Source organism: Sneathiella sp. (assembly GCF_002694385.1).
Classification (GTDB): domain Bacteria; phylum Pseudomonadota; class Alphaproteobacteria; order Sneathiellales; family Sneathiellaceae; genus Sneathiella.
The window spans coordinates 1-12,660 of sequence record NZ_NZMB01000023.1 but is presented as its reverse complement, the minus strand read 5'-3'; the positions used below and the strand labels follow the sequence as shown (position 1 = coordinate 12,660).

The 12,660-nt window shown below is 54.1% G+C and carries 11 protein-coding genes; 8 read left to right on the top strand and 3 right to left on the bottom strand.

Features of this window, described 5'->3' with window-relative positions; genetic code table 11:
- Positions 1-373: 373 nt before the first annotated feature.
- Positions 374-1,459, top strand: coding sequence for a recombinase RecA (recA, locus tag CMN55_RS15880; RefSeq protein WP_293951082.1), 1,086 nt, complete (start codon positions 374-376; stop codon positions 1,457-1,459).
- Between the two features lie 295 nt (positions 1,460-1,754).
- Here recA and CMN55_RS15875 read toward each other — a convergent pair whose 3' ends face one another.
- Entirely contained in the window at positions 1,755-2,969 is a 1,215-nt protein-coding gene (locus tag CMN55_RS15875) for an NADP-dependent isocitrate dehydrogenase (RefSeq protein WP_293951080.1), read from the bottom strand.
- Positions 2,970-3,071: 102 nt separating this feature from the next.
- A complete protein-coding gene (locus CMN55_RS15870; RefSeq protein ID WP_293951078.1) occupies positions 3,072-3,656 on the bottom strand; it encodes an LOG family protein in 585 nt (194 codons plus the stop codon).
- 30 nt (positions 3,657-3,686) lie between these two features.
- Between CMN55_RS15870 and CMN55_RS15865 the strand changes: the two genes are divergently transcribed.
- The 7 genes from CMN55_RS15865 to CMN55_RS15835 all read left to right on the top strand — a co-directional run bounded on the left by CMN55_RS15865 (position 3,687) and on the right by CMN55_RS15835 (position 10,391).
- A complete protein-coding gene (locus CMN55_RS15865) occupies positions 3,687-4,055 on the top strand; it encodes a hypothetical protein (protein ID WP_293951076.1) in 369 nt (122 codons plus the stop codon).
- A 76-nt stretch (positions 4,056-4,131) separates the two neighbouring features.
- Positions 4,132-4,605 carry a c-type cytochrome gene (locus CMN55_RS15860; protein ID WP_293951074.1) on the top strand — a complete coding sequence of 158 codons (474 nt, stop codon included), beginning with the start codon at positions 4,132-4,134 and terminating at the stop codon, positions 4,603-4,605.
- A 5-nt stretch (positions 4,606-4,610) separates the two neighbouring features.
- Entirely contained in the window at positions 4,611-5,552 is a 942-nt protein-coding gene (locus CMN55_RS15855) for a c-type cytochrome (RefSeq protein WP_293951072.1), read from the top strand.
- Positions 5,553-5,661: 109 nt separating this feature from the next.
- The gene (locus tag CMN55_RS15850) at positions 5,662-6,795 is read left to right on the top strand and encodes an Ig-like domain-containing protein (RefSeq protein WP_293951070.1); all 1,134 of its coding nucleotides are present in this window, start codon (positions 5,662-5,664) and stop codon (positions 6,793-6,795) included.
- A 119-nt stretch (positions 6,796-6,914) separates the two neighbouring features.
- Complete coding sequence (locus CMN55_RS15845; protein ID WP_293951069.1) at positions 6,915-8,747, top strand: ABCB family ABC transporter ATP-binding protein/permease; 1,833 nt, start codon at positions 6,915-6,917, stop codon at positions 8,745-8,747.
- Positions 8,748-8,849: 102 nt separating this feature from the next.
- A complete protein-coding gene (locus CMN55_RS15840) occupies positions 8,850-9,554 on the top strand; it encodes a phosphatidylserine decarboxylase (RefSeq protein ID WP_366932098.1) in 705 nt (234 codons plus the stop codon).
- Positions 9,555-10,391, top strand: a complete 837-nt coding sequence (locus CMN55_RS15835; protein ID WP_293951065.1) for a CDP-alcohol phosphatidyltransferase family protein — start codon at positions 9,555-9,557, stop codon at positions 10,389-10,391.
- A gap of 47 nt (positions 10,392-10,438) precedes the next feature.
- Here CMN55_RS15835 and CMN55_RS15830 read toward each other — a convergent pair.
- On the bottom strand, positions 10,439-12,660 hold a 2,222-nt coding region (locus CMN55_RS15830; RefSeq protein ID WP_293951063.1), incomplete at its 5' end, for an efflux RND transporter permease subunit.

Sequence of the window (12,660 nt, the reverse complement as noted above, 5' to 3'; positions counted from 1 at the left end):
TTGTGTGGGTGCGGGGGTCCTCAATAGGGTCCTCAATAAGGAAAAATAGCTATAACCCATTGAAATATATGAATTTCATATTGGGGACCCTTCAATATTCATAAAAATCAATAACTTAACTCTATTTCATGGAAAAATAGCTCCATCCGCAACAGCGCTATATGGAAAAATAAAAGAATCCGGGTCAGCAGATGTTCTTTCTTGGCCGTTGCTGGCTTTTTTCTGTTCTGCCCTTAAATTGCGAACAAAAGCCAAACATACTATAATTTACATAATAATATCAGATATTTAAAATTTTCTTGCAAATAAGAACAAAACATGTACATTAAAGACAGTTGCATCCGCTACTGGCCTATGGAATAAGGGGATATCGATGGTAAATTCAGCTTTGAAACTCGTTGAAGCAGGTGGCATGGACAAGAAAAAAGCATTGGAAGCGGCCCTGAGCCAGATTGATCGGGCGTTTGGAAAAGGGTCAGTGATGCGCCTTGGTCAGCGGGAGACGCTGGATGTTGCCGCGATCCCGACCGGTTCGCTTGGTCTTGATATCGGCCTTGGGATTGGCGGCTTGCCAAAAGGGCGGGTGATTGAAATTTATGGTCCGGAAAGTTCGGGCAAGACGACCTTGGCGCTGCATGTTCTCGCGGAGGCGCAGCGACAGGGCGGCACCTGCGCCTTTATCGACGTGGAGCATGCGCTTGATCCCGTCTATGCCCGCAAGCTCGGCGTGAATGTGGATGAATTGCTCATCTCGCAACCGGATACAGGTGAGCAGTCGCTGGAAATTACCGATACGCTGGTGCGCTCCGGCGCGGTTGATGTGCTGGTCGTGGATAGCGTCGCGGCGCTGGTTCCGCAGGCCGAGCTGGAAGGAGAAATGGGGGATACGCATGTCGGGTTGCAGGCGCGGCTGATGAGCCAGGCGCTGCGTAAGCTGACGGGCTCGATTTCCCGCTCGAACTGCATGGTAATTTTCATTAACCAGATCCGTATGAAGATCGGTGTGATGTTCGGCAATCCGGAAACCACGACGGGCGGCAATGCTCTCAAATTCTATGCCTCCGTCCGGCTTGATATCCGGCGGATCGGACAGATCAAGGCAAAAGATGACATCATCGGCAACCAGACCCGGGTGAAGGTGGTCAAGAACAAGGTAGCGCCGCCTTTCAAGGTGATTGAATTTGACATCATGTATGGGGAGGGGATTTCCAAAACAGGTGAAATTCTCGATCTCGGGGTGAAGGCGGAGATTATTGAAAAATCCGGCTCCTGGTATTCCTACGACAGTCAGCGGATTGGGCAGGGGCGGGAGCAGGCGAAGCTGTTTCTTAAGGAAAATCCCGAGGTTGCCGCCGACATCGAACAGAAAATTCGGGCCAATGCGGGCGTTCTTTCAGAAGCTTTGCAAGGCATGCCCGAGACAGATAGCGATCGTGATGATGTGACCACGGATGATTGACAAATGCCCCGGCGAAAGCCGGGGTTTTTTTGTGATCCCCTTTCTTGCCCTGAGGTCTGATGGGTGAAAGACCAGAAAAAGAGAGATGTCTGTAGTGAAATTTGCAGGGCGCGGGAAAGCCGGGTTCGTTTTTCGTGACGGGAGAGGGAAATGGATGTCCTGCCACATCGCTCCAGGTACATTATGAGATCCATGGTAGTGGCATGTTGCCTGCCGGTCGCGGGCAATGAAAGGGCATAAGAAAAGCCGACGCGAGGGTCGACTTTTCATTTAGTGATTGCTGTATGACTGGCGATCAGGCCATCGCTTTTTTCAGATTGGCATCCAGCGCATCAAGGAACTGGTTGGTGGTCAGCCAGGGCTGATCGGGACCGACCAGCAACGCGAGATCTTTCGTCATCTCTCCGCCTTCAACCGTGGCAACGCAGACCTTTTCAAGAGATTCTGCGAATTTGTGCAATTCCGGATTGTTATCGAGCTTGGCGCGGTGCATCAACCCGCGCGTCCAGGCGAAGATGGATGCAATCGGATTGGTCGATGTTTCTTCTCCGCGCTGGTGCATCCGATAGTGACGTGTCACCGTGCCGTGGGCGGCTTCTGCCTCGACCGTGTCGCCATCGGGTGTCATCAGGACGGATGTCATGAGACCAAGCGAACCGAAACCCTGCGCAACCGTGTCGGACTGCACGTCGCCATCATAGTTTTTGCAGGCCCAGACATACTTGCCGGACCATTTCATGGCGCAGGCGACCATGTCGTCAATCAGGCGATGTTCATAAGTGAGCCCGGCCTTGTCGAACTTGTCCTTGAATTCGGTGTTGAACACCTCTTCAAACAAGTCTTTGAAGCGGCCATCATAAGCTTTCATGATGGTGTTCTTGGTGGACAGATAAACAGGCCAGCCCCGATTTAGGCCGTAATTCATACAGGCCTGGGCAAAACCGCGAATGGAGTCGTCCAGGTTATACATGCTCATGGCGACACCGCCGGAGGGGAAGTCAAAAACTTCAAATTCCTGGGCCGGGCTGCCATCGGCGGGTTCGAATTTCATGGTCAGCTTGCCGGGGCCCTTCACGACCATGTCGGTGGCGCGATACTGATCGCCGAAGGCATGACGGCCGATGACAATCGGATCTGTCCAGCCCGGAACGAGCCGCGGAACATTGGAACAGATAATAGGTTCGCGGAACACCGTGCCGCCCAGGATATTGCGGATCGTTCCATTGGGGGAGCGATACATTTTCTTCAGGCCGAATTCTTCAACCCGGGCCTCATCCGGTGTAATGGTGGCGCATTTCACGCCGACTCCATATTGCCGGATGGCATTGGCGGCATCAATGGTGATCTGATCATCCGTGGCATCGCGCGCTTCAATCCCGAGATCGTAATATTTCAGATCGATATCCAAATAGGGAAGAATGAGCTTGTCTTTGATAAAGGCCCAGATGATCCGGGTCATTTCGTCTCCATCCAGTTCAACAACCGGATTTTTGACTTGAATTTTTGGCATATCGACGTCCTTCTCAGCCTGTGAATTTTATTCTCTGCGGCAGCAAAATATCATTGCCCGCCAACAGTGCAAGCCGAACCGTCAAAAAAACGCGCTTTTCCGCTAAAATTTTGAGATATCGGGGTTAATTTCAGCTTCCGGCTCTCTTGTCAGGGCCGGGATGATATCCGCCAGATTGCTGACAACGGTAAAATACTCCCGCGCCTCCGGCTCAGCGAATCCGGCGCCGATCATATGCTCCACCAGGTCGAGGAGGGGCCGCCAGTAATCGTGATGATTGACGAGCAGAACCGGCTTGTCATGCAGGCCGATCTGCCGCCATGTTATCATTTCGAATGTTTCATCGAGTGTTCCGAGACCACCTGGCAAAACAGCAAAGGCATCAGACATTTCAAACATCTTCGCCTTGCGTGTATGCATGCTGTCAACCACATGCAATTCCGTCAATTTCTTGTGACCGACTTCAATATCATGTAGATGAGCGGGAATAATCCCGATAACCTGTCCTCCGGCATCCAGTGTCGCATCGGCGATAATACCCATCAGGCCAACATGCCCGCCGCCGTAGACGAGACGAATCCCGTGCGTTGCGAGTGCCGTACCAAGGGTTTTTGCCGCGTCGACATGAGCGGGATCTCTCGGCATCCGGGAGCCGCAGTAAACGCAAAGGGATTTAGTCTTGATCATGATGCAAACTATACTGGCAAAAGGAAAGATATGAAACTTCTCTTAGCCTGCTTTATGTGCGTCTCCCTGACCTTGACGTCAACCCCTTTATCGGCGGGAGAGGCGGATGTCATCGACGTCAAGGTGGTGAAAGTCGATGCTGATGTTTACCGCTTCTCAGTCACCGTGCAGCATAAGGACGAGGGGTGGGAGCATTATGTGGACCGTTGGGATATTCTCGATATGCAGGGTAATATGCTGGGCAGCAGAACGATTATGCATCCGCATGACAATGAACAGCCTTTTACCCGCTCGATGACCCTGTCCTTACCGTTACATGTGGAGAAAGTACGCATTCGCGCTCATGACACAGCTCATGGATACGGCGGCGCAGAGATGGAGGTGGCATTGCCGGAGTGATGGGGAAACAATTTTAAAGGTCGGCATTTTTTTGCCGTATATGTTTGTAACACTTATTCATTATATGGAGGTTGATATGGATAAGAAGTTCTCGCGGTCGCTGGCCGTGATCGCAATGGGGGTGGTGCTTTTTACCGGGGCGGCAATGGCCGATAACCATAGTACCGGTAATGCCGAGGCGGATCTGCGGATAGCCGAAATGAAGAAGCTGGGCGCGAATATGGGCGCAATTAGCAAGTTTGCAAAAGGCGAGGTGGCCTATAGCGACGCGCTTGTTGGCAATGCCAAGGAGATTGCGGCAATCGCGGCAAATATGGACACTCTTTTCCCGGAAGGGTCGGGCGTTGAGGAATCCCGCGCCAAGCCGGAAATCTGGAATGCGGAATATAAAGATGCCTTTGACAAGGATATCGCCGAGTTCAAGGCCGCGAGCGATAAACTTGTCGTTGCCGTTGAAGGAGGAGATGCGGCGACTATCGGCGCGGCGCTGAAAGAGACCGGCGCCAGTTGTGGGGCCTGCCACAAACAGTTCCGCAAACCCAAGGACTGATATATATGCGCATTTCCGGGCAGACCGGTTTTATAGGACGTATTCTGAAACGGGCAGGAGGGGAGAGAGCCTTTTTCCTCCTGGCGTTTTCCCTCTGCGTGGCGGGCGGCCTGACGCAAGAGGTTCGGGCGGATACGGATAATGACCAAGGCACGGAACGGGGCGCTTATCTGACGGCGGCCGGTGGCTGCTACGGCTGTCATACGGATATCAAAAACGACGGGAAGCCCTATGCGGGCGGGCGGGCGCTGGAAACTCCTTTCGGGACGTTTTATACGCCGAATATAACGGCGGACCGCATCAACGGGATTGGTAGTTGGACGGACAACGACTTCCTGCGCGCATTGAAGCGGGGAATAAGCCCCTCAGGACATTATTACTTTCCAGCCTTTCCTTATCCCAGCTATACGAAGATGAAGGATGAGGATGCCCTCGCCATCAAATCCTATCTGCTGTCACTTGAACCGGTTGCGGCCGAAAATAAACCGCATGAAATTGCGGCTCCCTTCTCCTGGCGCTGGCTGCAATGGGGCTGGCGGATATTGTTTTTTGAGGAAGAACCCTATCAGCCCCCATCGGGCGCCAGCGAAGCGGTCGCGCGAGGTGGATACCTTGTGGACGCCTTGACCCATTGCGGGGAATGTCATACGCCGCGAAATGCGCTTGGGGGCCCGGATTCAGGCCGGTATCTTGCCGGGACGCCGAACGGACCTGATGGGGAACGGGTTCCGAATATTACGCCCGATTCTGCGAGCGGAATTGGCGATTGGAGCGAAGGCGATATCGTAACCTTGCTCCGTGACGGGATGAAACCGGATTTTGACAATGTGCAGGGCAGTATGGCGGAGGCGATCGAACATGGTCTGTCGCATCTGACTGACGAGGATCTGGCCGCCATTGCCGCCTATCTCAAATCTATCCCGGCGATTGCGACTGGGGGCTCTTAGCAGGCCTGGCACCCCGTATTTCACTAAGGCCCTATTTCACTAAGGATTGCGTGATCGGGTCTGGGCGTTCATAATGACGCCGGATTATGGTTAATCGAGTGAGGCTCCGGTGCGCGTCTTTGTTATTCTGGCAATCTTGCTGCTTTTGGTGGCCGGTGTGTTTCTTTACCATCGCAGCGATCTGTTTTTTGGGGCTCCGGAACAGGCGACGGTTGGAGCGGCAGCGCCTGCCGGTGAGAAAGGGGCGGGATCTGCCGGTCAGACTCAGGCCGGGAATGGCAGCCCTGTGTCCTCACAGGCAAACGGCACAACAGCAACCACGCCGTCGCAGCCCGCAGTAATTGACAAGAAACTCGATGACCCGGCGGATGAAGAAGGCAAACGGCTGGCCGCTCTCCGCCCCGGGTTTGATATCATCCGTATAGACGCCAATTGTGACCTTGTCGCGGCGGGCCGGGCCGTTGCGGGCGCGGTAGTCGCCCTGCTGGTTGGGGATACCCGTGTGGGAGAGGTAACAGCCTCCGCCTCCGGCGAATGGGTCTTCACGACGGACAAACCGCTGCCATCGGGATCGCAGACGATTAATCTGATGGCCACAAACCCCGACGGAACGGAGCTGGAATCCGGCTCCCTGGTTATCATGAATGTCCCGGACTGCACGGCTCCGCTCGATCAGCGCGCACCGGCCATTGCCATGCTGGTGCCAAAGGATGGGAAAGAGGGGAGTTCAGGGGCGGCAAAACTCCTTCAAATGCCGGAAGCGAAGGGGGACGTGTCGGCCGCTATGGGATTGTCTCTCGGGGCTGTCAATTATGATGACAAGGGAGAGCTGGAACTTTCCGGCCATGGCCGCCCGGGGAGCAAGGTGATCGTTTATATGAACAACAAAGTGGTGGGAACAGCGACCGTCGATGCCGATGGTTCCTGGACTCTGATCCCCGATCAATCCTTGCCACCGGGGAACCATACATTGCGCATTGATCAGCTTGATGAGGATAACAAGGTGATTTCCCGTATCGAGCTGCCCTTTCAGAAGGCGGAACCGAGCGATGTTGTGCTGGCGCAGGCCAGTAATGGGTTAAGCGCTATCGTACAGCCGGGCAACAGTCTGTGGCGAATTGCCCGCCGTGTCTATGGCGAAGGCATGGAATATACGGTTATTTATCAGGCCAATCAGGATCAGATCCGCGATCCGGACCTGATTTTTCCGGGTCAGATTTTCAATCTGCCGAAAAAGAATTGAAACTCTTCGTCCGGACCGGTATGTCATAATCACCCGATCCGCCATTGATTATCATTCTTACTACTATGGACCCCCTATGGGGGTCAGCCTCTTCTTTTGAAAATAGCTACAGTCAGATTATGAGCAGCCCCAAATTCGACAGTCACAACCAGTCTGACCGGCGTGGTCATATGCAAACCCTGTTGACTCTGGGGCAATATCTCTGGATGGAGGGGCGGAGTGATTTAAAGGTCCGGGTGGTTGCGGCCGCCCTGCTGATCATCTGCGCTGAGGTCGCATCGGTCTATTCCCCGTATATTATGAAATATATCGTCGATTCCATGACGGGGGATGTCAATCCGGTAATTGTGATGCCGGTCGGACTGATCATAGCTTTTGGCGCGGCGCGTGTGCTGACCCAGTCCTTTTCGGAATTGCGGGATGCGGTCTTCGCCAAGGTTGGACAGAATGCCATCCGCCAGGTTGCTCTGAAAACCTTCCGCCATCTGCATCAGCTTTCCCTTCGGTTTCATCTGGAACGGCAGACTGGCGGCCTCAACCGGGTGATCGAGCGGGGAACGAAGAGCATTGATTTTCTGCTGCGTTTTATGCTGTTCAACATCGTGCCGACGCTTTTGAAAATCCTGTTCGTCTCTGGTATTCTGCTCGTTGAATATGGCTGGCAACTATCGCTCATTACTCTTGGCACTCTCATTATTTTTATCAGCTTCACCTTTTCAGTGACGGAATGGCGACTGCGTTTTCGCCGGACCATGAATGAGAAGGACAGCGAGGCGAACACTAAAGCCATCGACAGCCTGATCAATTTCGAAACTGTGAAATATTTCGGCAATGAAGGACATGAGGCAAGGCGTTTTGATTCCGCCCTTGCCTCTTATGAAACCGCAGCCGTCAAAAGCAATACAACGCTTGCCATGCTCAATATCGGTCAGGGTCTGGTGATCAGTGCGGGGCTGGTGGCCGTTATGCTCATCACAGCGAATGGTGTTGTTGAGGGAAAATATACCGTTGGTGATTTTGTCGCGATACATTCCTTCATTATGCTGTTGATGATGCCGCTTAATTTTCTCGGCTTCGTCTATCGCGAGGTTAAGCAGAGCCTTGTGGATATGGAGAAAATGTTTGAACTTCTCACGATAAGCCGTGAAGTCGCTGATATGCCGGGTGCCCGGCCACTTGAACCGCAGGGTGGAGAGGTTGTCTTCCATCATGTAAATTTCGGGTATGAGAGCAATCGCCAGATCCTGCATGATGTGAGCTTCGCCGTGCCACCGGGGAAGACAACCGCCATCGTCGGGCCGTCGGGCGCGGGGAAGTCAACCATTTCGCGAATCCTGTTCCGTTTCTATGATGTGGATGGGGGCTATGTCACCATCGACGGGCAGAAGATTAACGAAGTGACGCAGGATTCCTTGCGCGCCGCCATCGGAATAGTCCCGCAGGATACCGTTCTGTTCAATGATACGATTCGCTATAACATTGGATATGGTCGACCCGGAGCGAGTGATGCGGAAATCGAGGAAGCGGCCCGTCTCGCCAGTATTGATAAATTTATCAGTGAACTGCCGGAGGGTTATAATACCTTGGTTGGGGAGCGGGGACTGAAGTTGTCCGGTGGGGAGAAGCAGCGCGTTGCCATTGCCCGTACCATCCTGAAACAGCCGCTTATTCTGCTGTTTGACGAGGCGACCTCGGCGCTTGATTCCCGAACCGAGAAGGAGATACAGACAAGCCTTGCGGAGGTTTCGCGCAACCGGACAACGCTGATTATCGCCCATCGGCTTTCGACAGTCGTGGAGGCGGATGAGATCATTGTGTTGGAGGCTGGCCGGATTGTCGAGCGGGGCCGACATCAGGAACTGTTGGCCATGGAGGGGCAATATGCCGCCATGTGGTCCCGCCAGCAAGAGGCGGCGAGCTATCAGGAGAAGCTTGAGCAGGTCATGGATTAGACGTTACAATCGTCATCAGAATCATCTGCGTCATCTTTTTGTTCTTTTTGCAGGACACATAAGGTATGACCTGTGTTCCAAAAATTCCGCAGGCCGGAGGTCATTTATATGGATATGCTGAAGTCAGTTCTGGTGCCGATCAATCGTGAAGGTCATCGATTCATCGCCATCTTTGCCGGGATAACACTCCTGCTATTCCTGTTCACCTGGCCCTTGCTCGGCTGGATCGGGGTCATTCTGACGCTCTGGTGCGTATATTTTTTCCGCGATCCCGAGCGGCATGTCCCGACACGGGAGGGACTGATCGTCAGCCCGGCCGATGGTGTTGTTCAGCTCATTGAGCGCGCGGTACCGCCGGAAGAGCTGGGTCTTGGCTCCGATGCGCGGCTTCGTATCAGCATCTTCCTAAATGTGTTCAATGTGCATGTGAACCGGGCGCCCATTGGCGGGACAGTAATCCGCCAGGTTTATCGCCCCGGCAAATTCCTCAACGCCTCCCTCGACAAGGCATCGGAGGAAAATGAACGCCACGCCGTCCATCTGAAGGACAAGGCGGGCAATGATATCGTTTTTGTACAGATTGCTGGCCTGGTGGCGCGGCGCATTGTCTGCTATCTCACAGATAATCAGGAAATCCGCACCGGGGAACGCTTCGGCCTGATCCGTTTCGGCAGCCGGACGGATATCTATCTCCCTGATGGGGTAGAGCCGCTTGTCGGGGTCGGTCAAAATATGAGCGGCGGGGAGACAATTATTGCGGATTTGCAGGCGAAAAATGACGCGCCGATGGTGGTGGAGGTCCGCTAGATGAGCTCCGAACAGCGTCGTCGTTTGCGTTTTACCTCGCTTAATTCGCTTATCCCCAACATGCTGACGACACTGGCGCTGTGCGCCGGGCTGACATCGGTGCGTTTTGCACTGGATGAACGCTGGCAGATGGCGGTTGTCGCGATACTGGCCGCCGGTGTACTTGACGGGCTGGATGGGCGGATGGCGCGGTTGCTCAACAGCGCGTCAAAATTCGGTGCGGAACTTGATTCCCTCTCTGATTTCGTCAGCTTTGGCGTGGCACCGGGGCTGGTGCTGTTCCTCTGGACGCTGGACAGCGGTCTTGGCGGGATCGGCTGGATTATTGCACTGGTATTCACAGTTTCCTGCGGGCTTCGTCTCGCACGGTTTAATTCCATGCTGGACCGCAAACAGCCAGCCTGGGCGAGCCGCTATTTCACCGGGATTGCGGCCCCGGCGGGCGCGTCAATCTCGCTTCTTTTCATGGTGATCAGCTTTTATTCGGACAATGATTTTTTCCGCAACCCTATCCTGAATGCGGCCTGGATGATGTTTATCGCCTTTTTGATGGCGAGCCGTATTCCCACCTTTTCCATCAAACGGTTGCGCATTGCCCGGCGCTTTATCATGCCACTCTTGCTGCTGGTTGGCGTTTTTGCGGCAATTTTACTCAGCTATCCCTGGCAATTGCTTTCACTGATAGCCCTTGTCTATATGGGAACAATCCCTTTTTCCATTATGAGCTACCGCCGTCTGATGGCGCAGGATGCCTCTCATACCGTTGAGGATGCCTACTGCGATGATGACGACGACGCGCAGGATGCACAGAATGAAAACGGCGATAACAGAAACTGATATCGCCGTTCCGACCCACCGGGGAATTCGTTCTTAGACCATCATTCTTATTCGGCGGGGGTTGTCTGGCTTCCGGCCTGCTGCTTTTCCGCCTTGCGTTCCCGGCGTCGCTCCAATGCTGCGCTGACATTGGCGCCCAACATCAGAAGGGCTGGTGTCATCAACAGTGTGAGCAGGGTTGCGAAGGTAAGGCCGAAGGCGACGGCCGTTGAAAGCTGCACCCACCATTGCGAGGAAGGGGCGCCGAATTCCACCACCCGTGAGATAAAATTGATGTTGAGCTGTAGCGTCATCGGCAACAGGCCGAAGATTGTTGTGACAGTCGTTAGCATCACCGGCCGTAAGCGCTGCGCGCCGGTCCTGAGCACGGCTTCCAATGCTGGCATTCCCTGCTTTCGTAAATGCGCATAGGTATCGATCAGAACAATATTGTTATTCACGACAATCCCGGCCAGAGCAATAACGCCGACACCGGTCATAACAATGCCGAAAGGCTGTCCCGTCACAATCAGCCCGACAAAGACGCCGATTGTCGACATGATCACCGCCGTCAGGATCAAAAAGGCGTGATAAAAGCTGTTGAACTGCGTCACCAGAATAATCGCCATGATGAAGAGGGCGACAAGAAAGGCTTTGCCAAGGAAATCCTGAGCCTTTTTCTGTTCTTCATCCTCGCCCTTGAAACGGTAGGAGACTTCCGGGTCGAGATTGGCCTCATTTGCCATCCAGGCCTGAATTTCCCGCACCTTGTCATCCACCAACACGCCCGGGACAACATTGGCCTTCACTGTCATGATGCGCTCAGAGTTTGACCGATTGATGCTGCCGACCTTTTGTTGCGCTGATCGGGTTACAAAATTCGAGATCGGGATCATGCCCATATTCGTCATGACCCGCAGATTGTCGAGTTGATCAAGGCTGCGTTTGTCATCCGGAAAGCGTAGGCGAATATCAACTTCGTCATCGGCATCATTGGGGCGATACTCATCGACCTTGATGCCGTTGGTGACGAGCTGGATCGTTTTTCCGACCGTCTGGATATCGGCGCCAAAGCGTCCGGCCTTAGCCCGATCGACGGTAATCTGCCATTCAATGCCGGGAATCGGGCGGCTATCCTCCAGATCAATCAAATCCTGGACGCCCGTTTCCAGATGGCTGCGGATTTTTGCTACCTCGATGGGCAGCAGCTCCGGATTGCGGGAAGACAATTCAATCTGGATATTCTTGCCGGTTGGCGGTCCGGCGTCAGGCTCGCGCGTTTCAACCAAAATACCGCCCAGATGTGCTGTCCGCTTGCGAATATCCTCAAACACGGTTTCGGCGGGGCGGCGATCCTGCCAGTCCCTGAATTCCATCTGGATCGTCCCGATGACGTCTTCGGAAACATCGCGCTGGCCCCGGACATTGGCGCTGACGCGTGTATAGATGGATTTGAAATCATCGAGTTTGAGGATTTCATGCTCCACCTCTCGGACAAGCTGGTCTTTTTCGTCCATCGACATATTGCCGCGGGCATGAACATAAACGAGCGCCATTTCCGGCTCGACATCAGGAAAGAACTCAATCCCGTTGCCATGGGTCGCGTAATAGGCCTGCACACCGATAAGGGTCGCGAGGCCCAGCAGGACAATTTTGCCCGGATGCTTGACGCAGACTTCCAAAAGGCGGACATAGCGACCGGTCAGCCCGCCGATTTGCCGTATGTCGCCGCCTTCCGCCGCCGCCAGCGCGGCCAGGGTTTTTGAATTGGTCGATCCCGCCTTGCCGAAAACGGAGCCGAGAGTGGGGACGAAAATCAGCGCCATCAGGAGCGAGCCGGTCAGTGTCGTAATGAGTGTGAGGGGCAGGAAACGCATGAATTCACCGACTGTTCCGGGCCAGAACATCAGTGGCATGAAGACCGCCAGCGTTGTCGCGGTAGACGCGATAATCGGCCAGGCCATGCGTTTGGCCGCAAGAGCGTAGGCATCCCTCTTGTTAAGACCCTCTGCCAGTTTCCGGTCCGCGAATTCGGTTACCACAATGGCGCCGTCCACCAGCATGCCAACAGCAAGGATGAGGCCGAATAGCACGACAATATTGATGGTCAGCCCGAACAGATACATATACAGAATGCCGATCAGGAATGACCCCGGAATAGCGAGGCCCACCAGCCCCGCTGTCCGCATACCAAGCGCGCTGATCACGACAATCATCACAAGGATGATGGCGCTGATGATATTGTTTTGCAGGTCGCTGAGCATGGTCCGGATATCGCCGGACCGATCCT